Origin of the sequence: Streptomyces yunnanensis, assembly GCF_029011865.1 — a bacterium.
In the GTDB taxonomy this organism is placed as follows: Bacteria; Actinomycetota; Actinomycetes; order Streptomycetales; family Streptomycetaceae; genus Streptomyces; species Streptomyces yunnanensis.
Window position 1 is genome coordinate 9,339,032 of record NZ_CP095749.1, and the last position, 22,660, is coordinate 9,361,691.

At 73.1% G+C, this 22,660-nt stretch carries 19 protein-coding genes; 16 read left to right on the forward strand and 3 right to left on the reverse strand.

Annotated features, from left to right (window positions below):
- Positions 1 to 63 precede the first annotated feature (63 nt).
- The gene (locus MOV08_RS41140; RefSeq protein WP_275311311.1) at positions 64 to 735 is read left to right on the forward strand and encodes an HAD family hydrolase; all 672 of its coding nucleotides are present in this window, start codon (positions 64 to 66) and stop codon (positions 733 to 735) included.
- Between the two features lie 113 nt (positions 736 to 848).
- Here the strand turns inward: MOV08_RS41140 and MOV08_RS41145 are convergent, their stop codons facing one another.
- Positions 849 to 1,328 (reverse strand): MarR family winged helix-turn-helix transcriptional regulator, encoded by a 480-nt coding sequence (locus MOV08_RS41145; protein ID WP_275311313.1) that lies wholly within the window; start codon positions 1,326 to 1,328, stop codon positions 849 to 851.
- Positions 1,329 to 1,551: 223 nt separating this feature from the next.
- On the opposite strand from MOV08_RS41145, the gene MOV08_RS41150 reads away from it, so the two are divergent.
- Positions 1,552 to 2,178 (forward strand): isochorismatase family protein, encoded by a 627-nt coding sequence (locus MOV08_RS41150; RefSeq protein WP_039639382.1) that lies wholly within the window; start codon positions 1,552 to 1,554, stop codon positions 2,176 to 2,178.
- A 141-nt stretch (positions 2,179 to 2,319) separates the two neighbouring features.
- Positions 2,320 to 2,586: a DUF7144 family membrane protein gene (locus MOV08_RS44295; RefSeq protein WP_420834260.1), complete on the forward strand. Its 267-nt coding sequence runs from the start codon at positions 2,320 to 2,322 to the stop codon at positions 2,584 to 2,586.
- Here MOV08_RS44295 and MOV08_RS41155 read toward each other — a convergent pair.
- Entirely contained in the window at positions 2,520 to 2,915 is a 396-nt protein-coding gene (locus MOV08_RS41155) for a hypothetical protein (protein WP_275311315.1), read from the reverse strand. The two genes, MOV08_RS44295 and MOV08_RS41155, sit on opposite strands and share 67 nt — an antisense overlap.
- Positions 2,916 to 3,118: 203 nt before the next feature.
- The gene (locus MOV08_RS41160) at positions 3,119 to 3,397 is read right to left on the reverse strand and encodes a hypothetical protein (RefSeq protein WP_052287230.1); all 279 of its coding nucleotides are present in this window, start codon (positions 3,395 to 3,397) and stop codon (positions 3,119 to 3,121) included.
- 162 nt (positions 3,398 to 3,559) lie between these two features.
- On the opposite strand from MOV08_RS41160, the gene MOV08_RS41165 reads away from it, so the two are divergent.
- The 13 genes from MOV08_RS41165 (at position 3,560) to MOV08_RS41225 (ending at position 22,656) form a co-directional block, all read left to right on the forward strand.
- The gene (locus MOV08_RS41165; protein ID WP_039639386.1) at positions 3,560 to 4,231 is read left to right on the forward strand and encodes a DedA family protein; all 672 of its coding nucleotides are present in this window, start codon (positions 3,560 to 3,562) and stop codon (positions 4,229 to 4,231) included.
- Complete coding sequence (locus MOV08_RS41170; protein ID WP_275311317.1) at positions 4,228 to 5,313, forward strand: sensor histidine kinase; 1,086 nt, start codon at positions 4,228 to 4,230, stop codon at positions 5,311 to 5,313. Before MOV08_RS41165 ends, MOV08_RS41170 begins: the two co-directional genes overlap by 4 nt.
- Entirely contained in the window at positions 5,304 to 5,948 is a 645-nt protein-coding gene (locus tag MOV08_RS41175) for a response regulator transcription factor (RefSeq protein WP_275311319.1), read from the forward strand. The genes MOV08_RS41170 and MOV08_RS41175 overlap by 10 nt, the downstream gene beginning before the upstream one ends.
- A 470-nt stretch (positions 5,949 to 6,418) precedes the next feature.
- Positions 6,419 to 7,888 carry a 3-phosphoshikimate 1-carboxyvinyltransferase gene (locus MOV08_RS41180; RefSeq protein WP_275311320.1) on the forward strand — a complete coding sequence of 490 codons (1,470 nt, stop codon included), beginning with the start codon at positions 6,419 to 6,421 and terminating at the stop codon, positions 7,886 to 7,888.
- The gene (locus tag MOV08_RS41185; RefSeq protein ID WP_275311321.1) at positions 7,885 to 9,201 is read left to right on the forward strand and encodes an aspartate aminotransferase family protein; all 1,317 of its coding nucleotides are present in this window, start codon (positions 7,885 to 7,887) and stop codon (positions 9,199 to 9,201) included. The genes MOV08_RS41180 and MOV08_RS41185 overlap by 4 nt, the downstream gene beginning before the upstream one ends.
- Positions 9,198 to 10,415 carry a Coenzyme F420 hydrogenase/dehydrogenase, beta subunit C-terminal domain gene (locus tag MOV08_RS41190; RefSeq protein WP_275311322.1) on the forward strand — a complete coding sequence of 406 codons (1,218 nt, stop codon included), beginning with the start codon at positions 9,198 to 9,200 and terminating at the stop codon, positions 10,413 to 10,415. Before MOV08_RS41185 ends, MOV08_RS41190 begins: the two co-directional genes overlap by 4 nt.
- Complete coding sequence (locus MOV08_RS41195) at positions 10,412 to 11,527, forward strand: 3-hydroxyacyl-CoA dehydrogenase NAD-binding domain-containing protein (protein ID WP_275311323.1); 1,116 nt, start codon at positions 10,412 to 10,414, stop codon at positions 11,525 to 11,527. The genes MOV08_RS41190 and MOV08_RS41195 overlap by 4 nt, the downstream gene beginning before the upstream one ends.
- A complete protein-coding gene (locus MOV08_RS41200) occupies positions 11,524 to 13,491 on the forward strand; it encodes a non-ribosomal peptide synthetase (RefSeq protein WP_275311324.1) in 1,968 nt (655 codons plus the stop codon). The genes MOV08_RS41195 and MOV08_RS41200 overlap by 4 nt, the downstream gene beginning before the upstream one ends.
- Positions 13,484 to 18,328, forward strand: a complete 4,845-nt coding sequence (locus MOV08_RS41205; RefSeq protein ID WP_275311325.1) for a type I polyketide synthase — start codon at positions 13,484 to 13,486, stop codon at positions 18,326 to 18,328. Before MOV08_RS41200 ends, MOV08_RS41205 begins: the two co-directional genes overlap by 8 nt.
- Positions 18,329 to 18,330: 2 nt before the next feature.
- A complete protein-coding gene (locus MOV08_RS41210; RefSeq protein ID WP_039639390.1) occupies positions 18,331 to 19,362 on the forward strand; it encodes a MupA/Atu3671 family FMN-dependent luciferase-like monooxygenase in 1,032 nt (343 codons plus the stop codon).
- The gene (locus MOV08_RS41215) at positions 19,359 to 20,720 is read left to right on the forward strand and encodes a condensation domain-containing protein (RefSeq protein WP_275311326.1); all 1,362 of its coding nucleotides are present in this window, start codon (positions 19,359 to 19,361) and stop codon (positions 20,718 to 20,720) included. Before MOV08_RS41210 ends, MOV08_RS41215 begins: the two co-directional genes overlap by 4 nt.
- A complete protein-coding gene (locus tag MOV08_RS41220) occupies positions 20,717 to 21,697 on the forward strand; it encodes a beta-ketoacyl-[acyl-carrier-protein] synthase family protein (protein WP_275311327.1) in 981 nt (326 codons plus the stop codon). The genes MOV08_RS41215 and MOV08_RS41220 overlap by 4 nt, the downstream gene beginning before the upstream one ends.
- Before the next feature lie 98 nt (positions 21,698 to 21,795).
- Positions 21,796 to 22,656 carry an acyl carrier protein gene (locus MOV08_RS41225; RefSeq protein WP_275311328.1) on the forward strand — a complete coding sequence of 287 codons (861 nt, stop codon included), beginning with the start codon at positions 21,796 to 21,798 and terminating at the stop codon, positions 22,654 to 22,656.
- Positions 22,657 to 22,660: the final 4 nt, after the last annotated feature.

Below are 22,660 nucleotides of genomic sequence, written 5' to 3' on the forward strand. Positions count from 1 at the left end.
CACGTCCACCAACAGCCGCCGAACCGACAACCCGTGCACCACCCGAAGCGAAAGGACAGCCGCATGCGCGTGCTCCCCACCGACACCGAGGCCGTGGTCTTCGACTGCGACGGTCTGCTGGTCAACACCGAAGTCTGCTGGACCGTTGCGGAGACCGCGATCTTCGCGGAGCACGGCCATCCCTTCGGCCATGAGCAGAAAGCCCTGGTCATCGGCCGCACCGTCGAGGCCGCGGCGGAGTCCATGGCCCAGTACCTCGGTTGCCCCGGCGACGGCGCCGAAATCGCTGCCGAACTCCTCGAAAGAGTCCGCAAGGAGCTCTCCCGAGGGGCCGCGGCCCTTCCGGGGGCGGCGGAACTCGTGCGCGCCTGTCGGGCGGCCGTACCCGTCGCCGTGGCCAGCAACAGCCCCCGGGAACTGCTGGACGTGGCGCTGTGGTCGGCCGGCCTCGCCGACTGTTTCCCGCACTCGTTCGCCGCCGACGAGGTACGTTCCCCCAAGCCCGCACCGGAGCTCTACCTCACGGCGTGCGAGACACTCGGCGCGGCCCCTACGCGCTCCGTCGCCTTCGAGGATTCGGCAACGGGCATCGCGGCGGCACGCGCTGCCGGGCTCCACGTCGCCGTCGTACCGTCCCTGCCGGGCGGCGACCTCGACCACGACTGGCTCGGCACCAGCCTGGCCGACCCCGAACTACAGGACTGGGCAAGGGAGTTGCGGCGCGGAAGTGCCTGACGCCCCTCTCCTTGAGCGCACGAGCAGTCGTGTTCGACGAGTTGCCGCATGTCGATCGTCCCGGGTGGTCGAAGCAGCCGAAGCGCCAGGGGCCGCAGTGCGCGACCAGGTGGCTAATCCGGCTCCGCCCCGGCATCTCGGCTGTCGCGCCGGGCCGCGCGTGGGGGATCGGCCACACGTTGGAGAGCCGTTTTGAAGGCGGCGTACTCGTGCTTGCCCAGTGCCTTGGCGTGGCGTGCCTCGATCGTGTGCATGATGGCGGCGGCGGCCTCCATCTGGAGCAGGCCGCGTTCGGTGGGATGGATCAGCTTGGCGCGGCGGTCCGCGGGGTCGGGTCGGCGCTCGACGTAGCCCAGGCGTTCGAGGCTGTCGATGAGGGAGCCGATGACCTGCTTGTGCTGGCCGGAGGCGCGGGCGAGTTCGCTGGCACGGATGCCGTCCGCGCGCAGATGGGCGAGGACGGCGCCGGAGCGGGGCTGGATGTCGTCGAAGCCCTGCTCGGCGAGCCTGGTGAACAACTCGCGCTGAACGGAGAAGAGGATCCGGGCGGCGAGCACGCCGAGGTCCGGTTCCGCAGCCTGGTGCCCGGTCAATGTCTCTCCCTTCGCGCCGGCTGCCCACCACCGGGCCGCGTGGCCAGCGATCTTAGTCGGCCGAACGGTGGCTCCGGGCAGCGCTGTGAGAACTCCGGGCGGTGCCGCCCCGACCGATGCTTGCGCTCCAGAGGGGCGAGGTATAGCTTCGAATAGTCACTAATCTTGACTATCAAGATTAGTGACCAATGAGGCTGTGGCTCAACCCTCAAAGGAGCGGAAGATGAGCGAGCGCAGCAAGTTCCTGGAGTCCGTCACCCGGGAGAACGCCGCCGTGGTGCTGGTCGATCACCAGGTGGGCCTGCTGTCCGGCGTCCGAGACATCCCGGTCGGAGAACTGAAGCACAACGTGGTGGCGCTGGCACGGGCGGCGACCACACTCGGTATCCCTCTGGTGGTCACCACCACGGCGGCCGAGAGCATGTGGGGGCCGACCACCCCCGAACTGGTCGAGGCGCTGCCGGCCGGGCAGAAGATCATCGACCGCAGTACGGTCAATGCCTGGCACGACGACCGTGTCCGCGGGGCCATCGAAGCCACCGGGCGGCAGAAGCTGATCTTCGCCGGGGTGTCGCTGGAGGTGTGCGCTGCGCTGCCCGCGATCTCGGCGACGGCCGCCGGGCTCGACGCGTACGTCGCCGTGGACGCCTCCGGAACCTTCAGCCAGGCGAAGCGGGAGGCGGGCCTGCTCCGCATGCAGCAGGCGGGCGTCATCGTCAGCGACTACGCGACCCTCATGGTCGAGGCGCTGGCCGACAACGCCTCGCCCGAATCCGCTGCCGTCTACGCCGCCCTCGACATGCCGTTCGCCGTCCTGGTCGGCCAGATCTCCGCGGCCTACCAGACATAGGGGCTCACGCCGGCCGGCCGTCAGCTTGCCGCCGTTCCCGGCCTCCGGTCAGGGTTCAGGGCGGGGGAGCGGGTGCCACCTGCGGTTTTCCGGCACTCCAACCCGCCGGTAACTTCTGGATCGGCTGCCCTGCCCTGCCCCGTGACCGGCCCGCTCAGCGTTCTTCTGCGCATCACCGGCATCACATGCGACAGCGTGTTCTCCCCGCCCGGGTACGCCTATCGGTTCGACCTCACCTCGTGGGGCTGGATCCACCTCGTGATCGGAGTGCCACTCTTCGTCGTCGGCGTCGGGATTCTGCTCGACAAGGGATGGGCGCGTGCCAACAGTGCGTCGGCACCTCAGGCGTACTTGCGCAGTTCGGGCCAGATCGCGCCCCAGGGACGGCGGGGATCGGTGCAGACATAGACGTGACCGCCCCATTCGATGTTGTGCACGCCGTCGGGGTTGGCGAGGGTGGCGGCCACCCGGACGTGCCGGAAGTACCGGTGCAGGTGGGCGGCGTAGCCGGGGGCGTAGTCGGGGCCGGGGGCGACGGCCACCACGGTTGTAGCGTGCGGGTTGACCGGCCCCCACCACCAGTTGGTGTTCTGGGCGCCGGCGGCGGTGGGCAGTCCGGCGCTGCGTCCCAGCTCGTTGACGGCGCCGGCCTCGCCGTAGTCCGCCGCGAAGACCACCGCGTTGGAGCGCTGTCCGGCCGGGAGCCCCACGTCCGGCGCTTCCGCTGTCCCTGACATCCCCGTCATCCCTGCCGCCCCCGGTCCTCGGCCCCCGGCGCGCACGGCTCGCGGGCCGCTCGTACCTTACGCATCCGGTCCGCGTGCGGTGAAGCGCCCCCCGGCCGGCGCTTCCGGGCGGCGGGGCAACAGCGGTCACCGGAGGGTCGGTTGGTGACGGGGGCGGTTTGTGCGGGGGAGTCGGGGCTCGTCGCGGGGGCGTGTCAGAGGAAGTGCCCGTTGGTGAGGTAGGGCGCCGGGACGGGCATCCCGCGGACGGCGAGATAGCCCTCGTGCGCGATGTCCAGTCGGGCCGCGAGGCCGACGTCGATCGCCCACTCGTTGGGGGTGGTGATGCAGTTGACCAGGGTTTTTCCCCGCGATGCGGCCAGGGCTTCCCACAGCAGCTGCTGTGCGACCTCCGGGTGCGCGGCGGCCAGTAGCGCGGCCCGGCCATGGTCGTCGATGTAGGCGTACCCCGGCTTCGCCGCGTTCCGGGACACGACCAGCCGTGTGGAGTCGAGCGGTTGGCCGTGTTCGTGTCGGTGCCCCGTCGGTGCCGCCGAGGAACGGGGCCGGTGGGGGCGGCAATTGCGGAAAACCGCAGTGCGGTCGGGTGGTGAACCGCATGGTGCGGGCCTGGCGCGCTGCCTAGCGTGGACCGCATGATCACCATGTTGGCTTCCGCGCCGCTTCCCGCATCCTCTGCCGAACCGGCCGGCGGCATCGCCGGGTGGGCCGTCGACGTCATGGGCGCCCTCGGTGCCGCCGGCGCCGGGCTGACCAACCTCGTTGACACCGTGTTGCCGTTCATCCCCAGTGAGGTCGTCCTCCCCGTCGCCGGATTCGCGGCCGGGCAGGGGCGGCTGAATCTGTGGGCCGTCATCGTCTGGACCACCGTCGGCTCTCTGGTCGGCTCCTGGATCGTCTATGGGGTGGGTGCTCTCCTGGGGCGCGACCGCACTCGTGCGCTCGCCGCCCGCATTCCCCTCGTCCGGCCGCACGAGATCGACCGGGCCGAGGCGTGGTTCGAACGGCGCGGTCGCGCCGCGGTGTTGCTGGCGCGCATGGTGCCGGTGGTGCGCAGCCTGATCTCCGTTCCGGCCGGGATCCAACGCATGCCGCTGCCGGCCTTCACCGCCCTGACGGCCGCCGGCAGCCTGGTGTGGAACACCGCGTTCGTCCTGTGGGGATACTGGCTGGGCGACAACTGGCGGCTGGTGGAGGAGTACGGGGGAATGGTGTCCAAGGTGGTGGTGGCGGTGGCCGTGCTGGCCGTCGGCCGTTGGTTCGTGGTGCGGCTGCGTCGCCGCCCGAGCGCCCGGCACCGCGCATGAGGCAGGTGCGGGTGGTCGCCGGTCTCGTGCTCGGCACCGTCTCGGTGTGCGTCGCCCTCGCCGCCCTGGCCGCCTGGGGCGTGGCGCGGTGCAGCGGGCCGGTGGTCGCGGCGGCCGCACTGGAGCAGCGGAGAGTGGCCATGCTGTTCGGCGGGGAGCCCGCCGGCGCGGAAGGCATCGAGCCGCGACGGGCCGCCGGGTATCTGTGGTGCCGCATTCCCGTCGGGCTGCTCGGTGGCGGGGCATTGTTCCTGCTGGTGGTGGGCGGTTGGACGGCCGGTTCCGGGCTGTCGCGCTGGCTGGCGGGCCACGATGTCGACGGTATGCGCCCGACCTGGCCGATCGTCGGGTACCTCCTGACCGCCGGCCTGCTCCTGCTCTTCTTGGACCTGGCGGGACTGGCCACCGTCGTCGAGTGGGAACGGCGGCTGGTGCGCCGCTTCCTCGGCCCGGACGAACTGGCCCGGATGCGCCGCCGGATCGACGAACTGGCCGCCACCCGATCGGGGATCGTGGAAGCCGTGGACGCCGAACGGCGCCGGATCGAGCGCGACTTGCACGACGGACTGCAACAGCGCCTGGTCGTGGTGGCGCTGCTGCTCGGACGAGCGCGTCGCAAGGACAGCGCGGAACTGTACCGGCAGGCACAGGCCGAGGCCGAGCGGGCGGTCGAGGAGCTGCGTCAGGTGGCCTGGCGCGTCTATCCCGCCACGCTGGACGCGTCGGGGCTGCGCGAGGCCCTGTCCCAGGACGCCGAACGGTCGCCCGTCCCGGTCCGCATCAGCGGCGACCTGGCGCGGCGCCCGGCCCCGGCCGTGGAGACCGCCGCCTACTTTGCGGTGCGCGAGGCCCTCACCAACGCCGCCAAGCACGCCGGTGCCAGCCGGATCGATGTGGAGATCGACCAGGAGGCCGACCTGGTGCGCGTATCGGTACGCGACGACGGATGCGGCGGCGCCGATCCCGCGGGGCCGGGACTGGCCGGGTTGGCACGCCGGATCCGTGCCCTGGACGGACATCTGAGCGTGCAAAGCCCGACGGGCGGTCCCACGCGGGTGGTTGCGGAGCTGCCGTGCGCTTGATGATTGCCGAGGACTCGGCGCTGCTGCGCGAGGGCCTGGTCCATCTGTTGGCCGACGAGGGGCACGAGGTGGCCGCCGCGGTCGGCGACGCGGACGCGCTGTTGGCCGCGGTTGCCGCCGGGCCACCGGACGTCGCCGTCGTGGACGTGCGCATGCCGCCCCGTCACACCGACGAGGGACTGTGGGCCGCGTTGCGGCTGCGGGCCGAACACCCCCGGGTGGGGGTGCTGGTGCTGTCGCAGTACGTCGAGCCCAGGTACGCCGCGGAGTTGCTGACGGCAGACACCCGGGGCCTGGGGTACCTGCTGAAGGACCGGGTCGCGCGGGTGGAGGAGTTCCTGTCCGCGCTGGAGCGGGTGAACGAGGGGGAGACGGTGTTCGACCCCGAGGTGGTGCGCCGCATGCTGACCCGCTCACGCCACGCCGACGAACTCGGCCTGCTGACCGACCGTGAACAGGCCGTGCTGGCCCTCATGGCCCAAGGACACACCAACACCGCCATCGCCGGGCGCCTGTTCGTGTCCACCAGCGCGGTGGAGAAGTACACCAACGCGGTGTTCGACAAGCTGCGGTTGCCGCGGGACAGCGGCACCAACCGCCGGGTGTTGGCGGTCCTGCGCTTCCTCGGGAGCTAAAACCTGTCGTTGCGCTGGTCGCGGCGGTGTTGTCGGGGCGCCGCGACCCAGCGGCGCCCCCCTGCGGTGACGTGCTGCGCGATCATGCGAAGCTGCCTTGGAATCCTTTCAAATTTTGGGTGATTAGGGGAGCTTGCGCAGGGGAAGCGGTACTTTCTTCGGTGCTTATAGGGGATGACCGCCTATCGGGGAATGATCCAACTTTCGTTGACATCCGCTCGGCCGGGGTGGTTGAGTCGAATGCGCCAGCGAGTCCCCCTGGGGGTTGCCGAACCACCATGAACGATTGCGCCGACACGTGATTCCCAGGTGTCCGTGAGCGGCCCGGCCGCCTCCGACAGGGGTTTCCCCTCTCCTCAACTCAGTGACGGCTTCGGAGTGTTGTGTGCGCCAGCGCAGGTGTGATCCGCCGCAGGGGACGGTGCCGTCGGCTGTTCCGGGTCTTGCGGCCTCAGGGAAGGGAGCAGGGCGTGCCTGAGGTGCGGAAGACCGTCCGGGAAACGGCCCGGGACGCCGTGGACGACGGTGCCCGGCGATTCGACAGACCGGCGACCGAGGCGGCGCACCTCGTGGTGGACGGTGGCCGGCAGTTGGAGCGCCGCGGCCCGTTGACCGTCGCCGTGGCAGGCGACAAGTCGGTGAGTCACCGGGCGCTGCTGGCGGCCCTGTTACCCGGCGCCCCCGCCGTCCTCACCGTCCACAACGCCAACTCGGGTGGCGCGGTACGGGCGTTGCTGCCCGCGCTGCGTGCGTTGGGGCTGCGGGTGGACGACGAGGGGGGCGGCACGCTCGTCGTGCGCCGTGGCGCGGTGCCCGTCCCGCAGGCGGTTCGCGCGCACTCCGGCATCACTGCCTGGCCCGCGGACGTGCCGTATCTGGAGACCGGCGGATCCAGCGCCGCGGCGCGACTGCTGATCGGGCTGTTGGCCGGGACCGGAACCCGTGCGGTGGTGGACGGCGACGAGGTGTTGCGCCACCGGCCGATGGAGTGGATCGTCGATCCGCTGGTCGAACTCGGGGCGGAAGTAGACTACTTGGGCGAGGTCGGGCGCTTACCCGTGCTGGTGCGGGCACCGGTGTGCCGGTCCGCGGCGGTGGAGTTGTCCGTGGGAAGTGCCCAGGCACGCTCCGCGGTGCTGCTCGCCGTGGCCGCGGCCAGGCTCCCGGCCACCGTGCGGCACCCGGTCCGTTCGCGTGACCACACCGAGCGGATGCTCGCCGCGTTCGGTGCGGGACTGCACGAGCGCGACCGCACGATCACCTGGGACGGCGGGCCGTACACCGTCCCGTCCGTCATCGACGTGCCTGCCGACCCCTCCCTCGCGGCGTATCCCGTGGCAGCCCATCTGATGTGGGGCGATGGCGCCGAGCTGCGCGTCCCGGGTGTCTGCCTCAACCCGACCCGGCTGGGGTTCTTCGAGGTCCTGCGGCGGGCCGGTGCCGACATCTCGTACGAGGACGAACGGCGTACCAGTGGTGGTGAGCCGATCGGAACGGTGGTGGCCAGGGGCGGACTGGAGGGGCTGGAGTCGGTGCGGGTCGACGATCCCGCCCTGCTGCACGCACTGATCGACGAGGTGCCGCTGCTCGCCGTGGTCGCCGCTCTCCTGCCCGGCACGTCGAGGATCGGGTGCGCCGAGGAACTGCGGTTCAAGGAGACCGACCGGTTGACGACGACGGCGCGCATGGTCGGTGCGTTCGGGGCCCGGGTCGAGGTGGAGGCGGACGGCCTGACGGTCCGCGGCGGAGCCGCCCTGCGCGCCGGCACCGTGCCCGGCTTCGAGGACCACCGCATCGCGATGGCCGCCGCGACCCTGGCGATGTGCCTCCCCGGACGCACGACCGTGCGCGGCGGCGCCTGCCACCACACGTCATTTCCCGACTTCGCCGACGTGCAACGTGCCGTCGGCGCCCGGATCGTGGAGGACAGTCAGCGATGACCGACTTGGTGACCGACGCGGCGGCCGGTGTGCGGGGAAGGAGGGACGGCGCCGGCGCCGTGGAGGCGCGGTCCACCGGCAGCACGCTCGGCCCCGAATTCAGCACCGGCAGCGGCCCCTGGCTCCACACCGAGGACGGCACCGCCTGGTTCGACGGCACGTCCGGCAGCGGCGCGGCGACCCTCGGCCATCAGCACCCCGAGGTGACCGCCGCCGCGGTCGCCCAGCTCGACCGCCTGACCCACACCGGCTGCAAGGTCGGCTCGGACGCCCGGACGCGCATGGTCGAACGGATCGGCGCGCTGTCGCCGTACCGGGAGCCCGCGGTGCTGCCCACCGCGACCGGGGCCGAGGCGGTGGAGTCCGCGCTGAAGATCGCCCGGGCGGCCACCGGACACCAGGCGGTGGTGGCCTTCCGGCACGGCTATCACGGCAAGACCGCCGGAGCGCTGGCCCTGACCTGGCGCCCGGAGTTCAAGACCTACAGCGCACCGCAACCCGACCATGTCGTCACCGCGGAGCTTCCCGACCCCCGCGCCGGCGACCAGGCGGACGGCATGGCCCGCTTCGCGGCCGGTCTCGCCGCCGCGCTGGACGCCGCCGATCGCCGTGGCGGCACCGCGGCGGTGGTCCTCGAACCCGTCCAGGTGACCGAAGGGGTGCTCCCCGTATCCAGCGCGATCCTCGACGAGATCGCGCGGCAGACGCACTCCCGGGGCGCGCTGCTGGTGTTGGACGAGATCTACACGGGGCTGGGGCGGGCCGGGCGGCTGTTCACCGCCGAGCTGATGACCCGGACCCCGGATCTGACGCTGCTCGGCAAGACGCTGGGCAACGGCTTCCCGATCGCCGCCGTGGTGGGGGAGCGGGCGGTGCTGGACGCACTGCCGCCGAGCGTGCAGACCTCCACCTTCTCCGGCCATCCCGTCTCCTGCGCCGCGGCCGCCGCGGTCGTCGACATCGTCGAGCGGCAGGACGTGGCGGGCCGGGCGCGGGCGCTCGGTGAGCGGCTGCGGGCCGACCTGACGGAACTGGCCGCCCGCCACCCGTGGATGCACGCCGTCCGCACCGTCGGGGCGCTGGCCGCCTTCGACTGCGTACCCGACGGGCGGTTCGATCCTGCCCTGGCCAAGGCCGTCACCGGTGCTGCGCTGCGGGAGCGGCTGCTGCTGTTCGGCGGCGGCCCGGAGGGCGCCTCGGTCAAGATCGTCCCGCCGGCCCTCCTGGAGGAGGCGGACTACCGCTGGCTGGTGGAGCGGATCGCGACGGCGGTGACGCAGGCGGAGCAGGCGGACGGGAGCGGTCGAACATGACGTTCCAGCAGCTCCAGAAGGACGTGCTGGATCCGGGCCTGTGCACCGTGTGCGGGGCCTGCGAACTCGCCTGTCCGGCCGGGGTGATCGGCTTCGACGGACTGGACCCCGTGGTCACCACGGAGTCCTGGACCGCCGCCGACTGCGCGGACTGCTCCGACTGCCTCGACGTCTGCCCGGGAGCCGACCCCGGCACGCCGGCGGCCGAGGAGCGCCTGTTCGGCCGCACTCGCACCCCGCGGGAACGCTGGATCGGCGTCTTCTCCGAGGTGGTCGCCGGGCACGCCCTGGACCCGGTGGTCTACGAGACGTCAGCCAGCGGCGGCAGCCTGACCGCCCTCCTCCAGACCGCCATGCACAGGCTGGAGGTGACGGCGGTGCTCTCGATGGGGCGGGACGAGAAGGAGCCCTGGCGGGCCGCACCGGCCCTGGTGCGGGACCCGGACGGCCTGGTGGAGACCGCCCAGTCGACCTACCAACTCGCCCCGTACTTAGGTGCGTTACGCCCCCTGATGATCGAGGAGCCCGACGCCCGGGTCGCCATGTCCGGGGTGGCCTGCCACATCCAGGCGATGCGCAAGCTCCAGGCGATGGACACCGAGGTGGGCCGCTGGGCGCGCGAGCACGTGGTGCTGCTGGTCGAACCGGCCTGTTCCTCCAGTACCCGCCCCGAAGGAACCGCCGCCGTGATCCGCGAGCGGGCGGGCGTCCCCCTGGACTCCGTGGTCCGGCTGCGCTACCGCGACGGCGCCTACCCCGGTGACATCGCCATCCGCACCGACGACGGAGCGGACCACCGGGTGGAATTCTGGCGCGCGGTGCGGGACTTCGCGGGGAACAAGACACACCGCTGCCTGTCCTGCGGTGACTGGATGTCCGGGCTGGCCGACATCAGTGTCAGCGACGGCGATCCGAACATCTTCGCCGCGAGCGTGACCGGCGCCGAACAGCCCAAGCACGGGCGGGTGTTCATCCGCACCCGGGCCGGCGCCCGAGCGGTCGCCGCGGCGCGGGAGCACGGACTGCTCGCCGACGAGCCGGTCGATCTGGCCGGGCTCAACCTCGGACTGGAGCGCAAGCGCAACCGCCGGGCGTCCTACGAGCGGTCCGGCAAACCGGTGCCGCTGGGACCGATACCCGGGTATCAGGAGGAGCTGGAGATCGTGCCCGACGAGAAGTGGATCGCGGCCCCGGAGCAGGAGGAAGACAGGTGACCGCGGTGCGCGGAATCCCCACCGGGGGCCGGACAACGGGACCGGACGCCGTCCGGCAGCCCACCCCCACCACCTTGGTGGTACGGCAGTTGGTCGCGGACGGGGCGGCCGAACCGCTGACGGAGCAGGTGCACAGGGAACCGCCCGGCCGCGGCGAGCTGCGGTTGCGCGCCGAGTGGAGCCTGGTCAGCCCCGGCACCGAACTGCACTACCTGGACCGCAGCGCACGGACCGGCGAGCGCTTCCCCCTCGGCTACTGCTCGGCCGGGGTGGTGGACGCGGTCGGCCCCCAGGCCCCCGGATACGCCCCCGGAGACCGCGTCATCGCGATGGGCTGGGGCGAGGCCGTGCACAGCGAAGCGGTCACCGTCCCCTACCGGCTGTGCCGCCATGTCCCCCACGACCTGGACCTGGCGGACGCGGTGGTGGCCGGCCTGGCGGCGACGGCCGTGCACGCGGTGGACCGGGCGGTGCTGGCAGCCGACGACGAGGTGGTCGTGGTCGGCGCGGGCATGGTCGGGCAGTTGGTCGCCCAGACCGCGGCGGCCCGCGGGATACCGGTCACCCTGGTCGATCTCCGCCCCGAGCGGCTGCGCACGGCGGCGGCGCTCGGCCTGAACCCGGGCGACGGCGGAAGCTTCTTCGCGACGGACCCCCCGCAGGCGCGCCCGACGGGCGGCCGGTGCGTCTTCCTGTGCGGCACCGGCGACGCGGGCGAGGTGATCGCGGCGGCGGCCCGCTGGGCGGACCGGGCGCCGGGCCGGCCGAGGCTGGTCGGCGTGGGCCGCTTCGCCGCCCACATCGACTTCAGCGTGGAACTGGGCAACCTCGACATCCGCTACGCCGCCCGCTGCGGCGCCGGCTACCGGGACGCGGCCTACGCACGCGGCCTGCGCGACGTGACGGCCCCGGCCGGCGAGGGCACGGTCACCGAGAACCTCCAGCGGGCCCTGGACCTGATCGACATCGGTGCCATCCGCCCCCGGGAGATGGGGCTGCCGCGCCTGCCCCTGGACCACGCGGCACAGGCGTACGCGGAACTGCGCGAGCGGCCCGCGCACCCCGCCGTCCTCCTCGGCTACGGCCCGCACGAGGGCAGGGGGACGCCGTGACCGAGGACACCCCGGTGTCCGAAGCGGCCTTCGGGCACCGGCCGTTCCCCACCGCGCAGCAGGCGGGCACGCTCGTCCACCGCTTCCTGGAGCAGGCCGCGGCACACCCCGAACGCGAGGCCGTGGTCACCCCCGACGCTCGCTGGACCTACCGCGAGACCGCGGGGCGCTCGGCCCGGGTCGCCACCGCGCTGTCCGCGGCCGGCCTGCGGCCCGGTGACCGCGTCGGCCTGCTCTTCTCGCACGGCGCGGAGATGATCGCCGCCCTGCTCGGTGTGTTGCGCGCCGGCATGTCCTACGTGCCGCTGGACGCCTCCTACCCGGAATCCCGGCTCGGCCACATGGCCGACGACGCCGGCATCCGCGCGCTGGTCGCCCTCGCCGCCAACGCGCCGCTCGCCGACCGGTTGGCCGGCACCCGACCGGTGCTGGCATACGAGGATCTGGTGCCGACGGAGGGCACGGACCCGTCCGGTGCCGACGCGGCGGACGGGCCCGACCTGCCGGCGCCACCGGTGGGCCCGGACAGCGAGGCGTATGTGCTCTACACCTCCGGCTCCACCGGGCGGCCCAAGCCCGTCGCACAGATCCACCGCAACGTGCTGCACCACACCCGGGTCTGGACCGACGGCCTGGGCATCGGCCCGCTGGACCGGGTCACCCTCCAGTCCGCCTACAGCTGGGACTCCGCGGTCCAGGACACCTTCGCCGCGCTGCTCAACGGCGCCGCGCTGTACCCGGTCGACCTCAAGTCCCTCGGCATCACGGGCCTGTTGGAGTGGATGGCCGCCGAACGCGTCACGGTCTACCACTCCACGCTCCCCGTCTTCCGGGCACTGGTCCGGGCCATGGCATCGCGCGCCACCGAACTGCCCGGGATGCGGATGCTCGCGCTCGGCGGCGACACCCTGCACCTGGCCGATCTCGACGCCGCCCGGCGGTCCTTCGGGAGGCACTGCCGGGTCGCCGGCGCCTACGGCTCCACCGAGTGCTCCTGCGCCCTGCTCCGGGTCGCCGACCGGAACTACCGGCCCCCCACCGGAGTGTTCCCGCTCGGGTTCGCGGTGGCGGAGACGGAAGTACGGCTGGAGGACGCCGAGGGGCGCGTGGTGCCGGGACCGGGCGAGGGCGAGATCGTCGTCGAGAGCCCCTACCTCGCACCGGGCGCGGTCGCGGACGGCCGCACCTACCGCACCGGCGACCTCGCCCGGCGGCTCGACGACGGCACACTGCTGCTGATCGGGCGCCGCGACTTCCAGGTGAAGATCTCCGGGATCCGGGTGGAGACCGGCGAGGTGGAGAGCGCGCTCAAGGACCTTCCCCAGGTGACCGAGGCGGTCGTGATGCCGTTCGACGACCGGTCGGGGGAGCGGCAGCTCGCCGCCTATCTCGTGACGGCCGACGGCGCACGCCCCGAGCCGTCGGCGCTGCGGGCCGCACTGCGCGGCACCCTGCCCGCCCACGCCGTACCGGCCGCATTCGTCTTCCTGGCGGCACTGCCGCTGACGCCCAACCACAAGATCGACCGCGCCGCGCTGCCGCCCGCGCTCAGCGCGGCAGACCCCGGCCGGACCACCGAAGGGCCCGGCAGCGCCGGCCCTGCGGCAGCCGGACCGTTGGCGCGGGCGGTGGCCCAGGCATGGTGCGAGGCACTGGGCACCGACACCGTCGGCCCGGACGACAACTTCTTCGACCTGGGCGGAACCTCGCTGCGGATGGCCGCCGTGCACGAACGGCTCACCCGCACCGTCGCGCCCGACCTGCGAATGACCGACCTGTACCGGGCCCCCACCCTCCGCAGCCTGGTGGGGCTCATCGGCGGCGACGACCGGCAGGACTCCGCGGCGGGCGCCGCCCGAGGAGCCCGCCGCCGCACCGCCCACGGCGGCCGCCGCGCCGCGGCCCGTACCCGCAACGCTTCGTCCCTCTCGAACGACCGGCAACCAGGAGGCACTTGTGACTGACCGTCCCCGCGGTGAGACGGCCGCCACGGCGACCCCCGCCGACACCGCCCCAGACGGCCGGATCGCCCTCGTCGGCCTGGACTGCCGACTGCCCGGCGCGCGCAACCACACGGAGTTCTGGCACAACCTGGTGGCGGGCACCACCCACATCACCGACCTGGACGAGGAACAGCTGCAGGCCGCCGGAGTGGCCCCGGAGACGTACGCCAACTCCCGTTACGTGCCGCGCGCCTCGGTCCTGGAGGACACCGACCTCTTCGACGCCTCGTTCTTCTACCTCAGTGCCCGCGAGGCCGAGCGGATGGACCCGCAGCTGCGACTCTTCCTCCAGTCCTCCTGGTCCGCACTGGAGCACAGCGGCCACGACTCCGAGCAGTACCCCGGCCGCATCGGCGTCTTCGCCGGCGCCCTCAGCAGCACCTACCTCCTCCACAACGTGCTGACCGGGGAACGCGGCTTCGACGGCTCGCTGCCCCGGATGCGCGAGGACCTGGCCACGCTGATGGGCAACGACCCCAACTACCTCGCCACCAGGGCCTCCTACCACCTCAACCTCACCGGCCCGAGCATCTCGGTACAGACCGCCTGCTCCACCTCGCTGGTGGCCGTGCACCTGGCGATGCAGAGCCTGCTGACGCAGGAGTGCGACGTGGCACTGGCCGGCGGGGCGGCGCTGCGCTTCCCGCAGGAGGCCGGATACCTCCACGAGACCGACGGGATCACCTCGGCAACCGGGACCGTGCGCCCCTTCGACACGGCGGCCGACGGCACCCTCTTCGGCAACGGCATCGGAGTCGTCGTCCTCAAGCGGCTGGAGGACGCGCTCGCCGAGGGCGACACCATCTGGGCGGTGCTGCGCGGCTCCGCGGTCGGCAACGACGGCGCCGACCGCGTCGGTTACACCGCGCCGGGCGTCGCAGGCCAGGCCGCCGTACTGGCCGAGGCGCTCGCGGTCGCCGACGTGGACCCCGCGACCGTCAGCTACCTGGAGGCGCACGGCACCGGCACCAAGATGGGCGACCCCATCGAACTGGCCGCCGTGGCACAGTCCTACCAGGTCGCCGGCGCACCACCGCTGACCATCGGATCGGTCAAGGCCAACCTCGGCCACCTCAGCACCGCGGCCGGTGTCACCGGACTGATCAAGTGCGCCCTGATGCTGCACCACCGCACACTGGTCCCCACGCCGCACTTCACCGCATGGAACCCCCAGTGCGCCGTGGCGGGCACCCGCTTCCGGATCGGCACGCGCACCGAACCCTGGCGGTCCGCGGACGGCGGACCGCTGCGCTGCGCCATCACCTCCACCGGCATGGGCGGCACCACCGCGCACGTCGTCCTGGAGGAGGCCCCGGCGGCGGACCCGGCCACCCGGGGCGCCGCGCCCGCACCGCCGGTGGTGCTGCTGCCGGTCTCCGCCAAGTCCCCGGCCGCGCTGGAGACCGCGCGCCGGGAGCTGGCCGACCACCTCGAAGCACCCGCCCAGGAGGCCGGGCCCGCGGCCGGCGACACCGCGGTGGACCACACCGGCGCCCTCGGTGACACCGCCCTCGACGACACCGCGTACACCCTCGCCACCGGCCGCCGCACCTTCAACTACCGCGCCGTGATCACCGCCCCCGACCGGGCAACGGCCGTGCGCGCCCTGCGCACCGCCGACCCGCGCTTCACCCACCAGGACTCCGGGCAGCCCGCCGATCGCCCGGTGGTCCTGCTCCTCCCCGGCCAGGGCGCCCAGCACCCCGGCATGGGGCAGGGCTGGTACGCACACCTGCCGGTCTTCCGCGCGGCACTCGACGAATGCGCCGAACTCCTCGCCCCGCACCTCGGCCTGGACCTGCGGGACGCCCTCTACCCCCGGCTCCGCGGATACCAGGGCGAGCCCCATGACGTGGGCCGCACCCGGCTCACCCAACCCGCCCTGTTCGCCGTCGAGTACGCGCTCGCCCGGCAGTGGTCGGCCTGGGGCGTGCGCCCGGCCGCCCTGATCGGGCACAGCGTCGGCGAGTACGTGGCCGCCACCCTCGCCGGGGTGTTCCGGCTGCCCGACGCGCTGCGGGTGATCGCCGAGCGCGGCCGGCTCATGGACGAGCTGCCCGGCGGGGTGATGGCCGCGGTGATGCTCCCGCCGCAGGAGCTGGCCGCATACCTCGACGGCGGCGAGGTCGCGCTCGCCGCCGTCAACGAGCCGGCCGTGTGCACCGTCGCCGGACCCAAGGAAGCCGTGCGCGAGCTGACCACCCGGCTGACCGCCGACGGCGTCGCCCACCGCAAGGTCGTCACCTCGCACGCCTTCCACTCGGCGATGATGGACCCCGTGGTCGGCCCGTTCACCGAGCTGCTGCGCGGCGTCGAACTGGGCCGCCCCCAGACCCCGTTCCTCTCCAACCGCACCGGCACCTGGATACGCGACGAGGAGGCGCAGGACCCGGAGTACTGGGCCGGGCAGCTGCGCGAGACCGTACGGTTCGCCGACTGCCTCAGCACGGTGCTCGCCGACGGCGACCACGTCTTCCTGGAGGTCGGGCCCGGCCAGACGCTGGCCACCTTCACCCGCCGGCACCCGGACCGCGAGACCGGTGTGCCGGTCATCACCTCCGCGGCCCGCGGCCGGGACGCCGGTGCCGATCTGACCGCGGTGACCGCCGCACTCGGCCGGCTGTGGGCAGCCGGCCTCACCGTGGACTGGCAGGGCTACTACGCCGACCGCGAGCGGGCCCGGGTACCCCTGCCCACCTACCCCTTCGAAGGGACCCGCTACTGGGTCGAACCCGGCAGCGGGACCCTCACCGGCACCGGCAACGGCGCGCGCACGGTGCGCAAACTGCCGCTGGACCAGTGGTTCTCCACCCCCGTGTGGCGACCGGCCGTCGGCACCCTCGACGCCACCGCCGAACCGATCGCCGACCCCGTACTGCTCTTCGCCGACGCCCAGGGCACCGCGGCACGGCTGGCCCGGCACGCCTTCGCGGGCGAGGTCCTCACCGTCACCGCCGGCACCGACTACCGACGCGACGGCGACACCTGGACCCTGCGGCCGGACTCCGAGGACGACCACGCCCGGCTCATCGGCGACCTGCTCGCCGAGGACCGCCTCCCGGACCGCATCGTGCACGCCTGGTCCACCGCCCCCCTGCCCCCCGAACGCGGGAAGGAACGCTTCGAACAGGCCCAGCGCAACGGCCTCTACAGCCTGATGGCCCTGGTCAAGGCGGTCAGTGCGCACGGCGTCACCCAGCCCCTGCAACTGGACCTGGTCAGCGCCGGCGGCTACGCCATCAGCCCCGCCGAGCCCGAACCGGTCGCCGAACTGGCCCCCCTCGCCGTCGCCGCCCGCGTCATCGGCCAGGAACACGGCAACATCGGCTCCCGCCACTTCGACCTCCCCGCCACCCCCGACGACCGCTCGCTGCGCGCCCTGGCCTCCGAACTCGCCGGACTGCGCCGCCCCGAGGTCGCCACCACCCTGCGCGGCGCCACCCGCTGGATCGCCGACCTGGAACCGATCCGCGCCGACTGGACCGCCAAGGCCGCCTCCCGACTGCGCGACGGCGGCGTCTACCTGATCACCGGCGGACTCGGCGAGATCGGCTCCACCATCGCGCACTGGCTGCGCCGCGAATGCCCCGGCGCCCGACTGGCACTGCTCACCCGCGATCCGCTGCCACCGCGCGAGAGCTGGGACGGCCGGCTCGCCGAACACGACGCGGACGACCCGACCGCACTGCGGATCACCCGGCTGCGGGCCCTGGCCGCCGAGGGCGACGAGCCGTTCCTGGTCCACGCCGACGTCGCCGACGAGGACGCGCTGCGGGACGCCGTGCACCAGGTCACCGCACACTTCGGCACGCTCGACGGCGTGGTGCACGCGGCCGGACTGCCCAGCGAACAGTGGGACCGGGCGATCACCGCGGCCAGCGTCGAGCAGTGCCAATGGCACTTCGCGCCCAAGGCACACGGCCAGATCGCGCTGGAGAAGGTCCTCGCCGACCACCCGGTGGACTTCTGCCTGTTGTTGTCCTCCTTGGCCGGGGTCCTCGGCGGGCTGCGGCTGCTCGGCTACGGCGCCGCCAACCACTTCATGGACGCAGCCGCCGAACGGGCCAACCGCGGTCTGGACCGCACCGTGTGGATCAGCGCCGCCTGGGACGTCTGGCAGCACCACCAGGACGAGAAGCGGGCGATCTCCGCGATCGGCCGCAGCATGGACGACAAGGCGATCCAGCCCGAGGAGGGCCTGGAGGCCATCCGCCGGCTGCTGACGCTCCGCGACGTCTCCCACGTCGCCGTCTCCACCTGGGACATCGCACACCGACTGGACCAGTGGGTGCGCGACGAGCGGATCGCCCGGCCCACGGCCGGCGGGGCCACCGGCACCGTCACCGGCGAGGGCGCGCAGGGCGGGGCCGCCGACGACCTGACCGAGCAGGTGGCGCGCCTGGTCCGCGGGGCGCTGGGCCGTGAGGACATGCCGCTGGACGGGGACATCTTCGAGTTCGGCGGTGACTCGCTGCTGATCGTGCGTCTGCTGTCCGACATCCGGGAGCAGTTCTCGGCCGAGGTGCCGCTCGCCGATGTGCTGGGGGAACCGACGCCGAGGGCACTGGCCCGATGCGTACAGGAGCGGATCGACGCCCGGGCACAGGCACCGGCGGCGACCGACGGCGACGACATCGAGGCGCTGGCCGCGGAACTGGCCGGACTCGACCCCGACGAGGTCGAACGACTGCTGGCCGAAGCCCAACAGGAAACCACCCAGCAGGCAGCCGCCCAGCAGCCAGTCACCCAGCAAGAAGCCCCCCGGCAGGGCGGGACCGGCCAGGAACAGGAGCGCTGACCGTGGACTTCAGCCTGATCTTCTTCTCCGGCGACGAGAAGAACAAGTACCGCTTCGTGCTCGACGCGGCCCGCTACGCCGACGAGAACGGCTTCACCGCGATCTGGACCCCCGAGCGGCACTTCCACCGCTTCGGCGGCCTCTACCCCAACCCCTCGGTGCTCGGCGCCGGCCTGGCGATGGCCACCCAGCGCCTGCAGATCCGGGCCGGCAGCGTCATCCTGCCGCTGCACAGCCCGATCCGGGTGGCCGAGGAGTGGGCGGTGGTCGACAACCTCTCCCGCGGTCGCGCCGGCATCGCGCTGGCCACCGGCTTCAGCCCGTTGGACTTCGCCATCAAACCGGACGGCTGGCAGGACCGCCGGCAGCGGACCTTCGACGCGGTCACCACCATCCGCGAACTGTGGGAGGGCGCACCGGTCTACGTCCAGGACGGCCTGGGCAACCACGTCGAGGTGGAACTGCATCCGCAGCCCGTACAGCCCGAACTCCCCATCTGGCTCACCTGCACCAAGAGCCGGGAGACCTTCGAGACGGCCGGACGGCTCGGCTGCAACGTGCTGACCGCGCTCATCGACATGACCAACGAGGAGCTGGAGGAGAAGCTCGCCCTCTACTACGAAACCCTCGAACAGTACGGGCACGACCCCGAGAGCACCACCGTCACGCTGATGCTGCACACCTTCATCGGCACCGACCTGGAAGAGGTGCGCGAGACCGTCCGGCCGCCGTTCAGCGACTACCTGCGGTCGTTCTTCACCGTCATCGACTCCCAGAAGAAGAACCTCGCACCGGGAGCGGGCGTGCGGGACATCTCGGCCGGCGACCAGGACGAGCTGATCAAGTTCGCCTTCGACAAGTACTTCGAGAAGGGCGCGCTGCTCGGCACCCCGGACTCCTGCACCAAGGTCGTCGACCGCTTCCAGGGCATGGGCGTGGACGAGATCGCCTGCCTGATCGACTTCGGCGTCGACGAAGCCCTCGTCATGGAGAGCCTGAGCCACCTCAACGAACTCCGGAGGCGCTACGCATGACCGCCGACCTCGCGGCCCGACTCGCCGCACTCACCCCCGAGCAGCGGGCCCGCCTCCGCGCCCGCCTGCCCCGCGCACGAGCCGCCCGGCACCAGCTGACCCCCGGTCAGCTGCGGCTGTGGGAGACCAGGCAGTGGGTGGCCGATCGCCCGGTGGACGTGGTCTGCCAGGCAGTCCACCTCACCGGCGCCCCGGTCGACCTCGACCTGCTCGCCGCGCGCGTGAACGGCTTCGTCGCGGCCCACGAGGCGCTGCGCACCACCTTCGAAAGCGACGGGGACGGGGCCGCGGTGCGCCCGGTCGTGCACGCGCAGCTGCCCCCGCGGATGATCCGCACCCGCTGCCCGGGAGCCGAGGAGGCCCACGCGCTCGCCCGCGAACTGGCCGCCGAGCCCTTCGACCTGGGCAACGGCCCCCTGCTGCGGGTGGCCCTCGCCCAGGGGCCGACGGCCGACCAGGCATGGCTGCTGGTGGTGGTCCCCAACCTCGTCTTCGACGCCTGGTCGTTCGAGCTGCTGCTGGACGAACTGGCCCGGCCCGCGGACACCGACCCGCCCGTCGCGCCGGCCTTCAGCGCCTTCGCGCACGAGCAGCGCGGCTGGCTGGAGAGCCCGGCGGGCCGGGCGGCGGCCGCGTACTGGGCGTCCGAGGTCGCCGACGCCCCGCCGCCGCTGCCCACCGACCGGCCGCGCCCGGCAGGCACCGGTCGGTCGGGCGCCCGGGTGTCCTTCGCGGTGTCCCGCACGGTCGCCGAGGGCATCCTGGCGGCCGCGCAGCGCGAAGCGGCCACCGCCTACACCGGATGGCTCGCCGTCGCCTGGGCCGCGCTCGCCGAACACGGCGGCCGCGACGACCTGCTGCTCGGCACGTTCACCGCGGGCCGGGACCGGCCCGGCGGCACCGACGTCGTCGGCTATCTCCTCAACGTGCTGCCGGTACGGCTGCGGGACGCCGGCGACGGCTCGCACGCCGCCCGTACCCGGGCCGCCCGCGCCGCGACCAGGGCCGGACTCGCGCACGCCGCCTACCCCGGCGAACTGATCGCCGAAGCGCGCAGGGTGCCGGGCACCCACCCCCTGTTGGACGCCGTCTTCGTCTTCGACAACCTGGGGGAGGCCACCCGGGAGATCCAGGGCGCCCAGGTGGCCACCGCCGACCTGGACAAGGGCACCGCACGCTACGACCTGACGCTTGCCGTCTACCCCGGCCCGGATGGTGCCGACGGCTGGCTGGAGTACGACACCGAGCTGTACGAGGAGAGCACCGCGCGGCGGATCGTCGAGCGGTTCACGGCACTCGCCGAGCAGGCCGCCCGCGGCGCGGTGGAGACCCGGCCCGGCGAAGGGGGACCGGCATGATCACCGCACGGCTCTGCGCCCCCGCCTATGAGCTGGGCGAGTACGCCGCCCCCGTGACCGAGCTGCCGGAGCTCCAGGCCGACCCCCGCATCGCGGCCGAACTGACCGCCCCCAAAGCCGGGTTCGCCACCTACCGCTGGTCGGACGCACCCGTCGTGGAGCTGATGGCCGCCGCCGTCCAGCGCACCCTGGGCGAGGCCGGGATCCCGGGCGACGAGGTCGATCTCGTCCTGCTGGCCACCGACTCGCTGCCGGGCGGCCGCGCGGCACACCGCGACGTCGCCGAACTCCTCGCCGAGGCCGGACTGACCCGCGCCACGGCCGGCACCCTCGGCCTGATGGACTGCGCCACCGCCATGGCCGCCCTCGGCACCGCCGCCTCCCTCGTCCGGGACGGCAGCGCGCGCCACGTCCTGGTGGTCTCCGGAGACGTGGCCGACCACGCCACCGGCGGCGAGCGGGTCGTGGCGGGGGGAGTGGCCATCGCGAGCGACGCGGCGGCCTGCGCGCTGGTGTCCGCCACCGCCGCGGGCCTTCCGATCCTGGGGCTGGCCCACCACACCTCGGCCGCCCCCGGCACCGGCGGCGGGGCGCGACAGGAGCTGACCGCGAAGGTCACCGCACACCGCGAGCTGTTCGCCCGCCTGGCGGCACACCACCCGCACCGCCCCGAGAGCGTCCGCGCCGTCCTGCCCAGCAACTTCGCCCGCATGGCGCTGGAGATCTATCTCTCCGACGTCGGCTACGGCGGGGACAAGCTCGCCCTGGGCAACGTGGGGCGGATCGCGCACTGCCTGGGCAGCGACCCGCTGATCAACCTCGCCGACCGGCTCGCCGACGCTACACCCGCCGGGCCGGGGACGAAGGACGGCACCGGTGCGGAACACCTGGTGCTGCTCGGCGCGGGAATCTCGCACCTGGCGGCCGTACTGCTGGACGCGCGACCGCTGCCCGACGCCTCGGAGGGAGCCTTCTGAGCGGCAACCGCCCGCACCACACGGGTGCCGGAGGGGGCACGACGAGCGCCGCCTATCTCAACGGTTGCGCCGCCGCGCTGGGCGATCTGCGCAGGAAGGTGGCCGAACTGCCGGAATACGCCTCGGAACCGCCCCGTCCGGGCGCCGGGTTCGACACGTACCGGCTCGCGCGGGGCGGCCTGCCGGACCTGCTGCGCCCGGCCCTGAAGGACGCGCTGGCCGCTGCGGGGACGCCCCCGGCGGCGGTGGACACCGTCCTGTTCGCCACCGAGTCGCTGCCCGGGGGCGAGGCGTCCCAGACCGCCGTCGCCCAGCTCCTCGGCGACCTGGGGATGTCCCACGCCTACCCGTTGACGCTCGGCCTCGCCGACTGTTCCACGGCCACCGCGGCCCTCACCGTCGCGGCGGCGCTGGTCGGTTCGGGCGCGGCGGGGACCGTGGCGGTGGTCTCGGGAGATCTGGTGCGCACGGTGCTGCCGGGCGGCCGGGTCCTCCTCGGCGGCTCGGCGGTCGCCAGCGACGGGGCCGCCGCGGCCGTCGTCTCCGCCCGACGGCACGGGTGGGAGATCCTCGGCGGTGCCCGTCAGGTCTCCTACGACCTCTTCGGACCGAGCCCCGCCGCGCACCGCCTCGGGGCCCAACTCGCGGCGTATCAGGGCCTGTTCGAGGACCTGTGGTCGGCCACCGGGCTGACCCCGCCGGAGGTCGCCGCGGTCCTGCCCAGCAACCTCGCCGCGGACACCCTGCGGCTGTTCCTGGGCGAGGCCGGCTTCGCACCCCGGCAGCTCTACCAGGACAACGTGGGGCGGATCGCGCACTGCCTGGGCAGCGATCCGCTGATCAATCTCATCGATCGTACGGAAGCGGGAACCACGAGGGGCGCGTACCCCGTGGTCGCCCTGCTGGGATCAAGTGCGGCACATCTCGCCGCCGTTCTGCTACGCGCCGTGGAGGACTGAAACA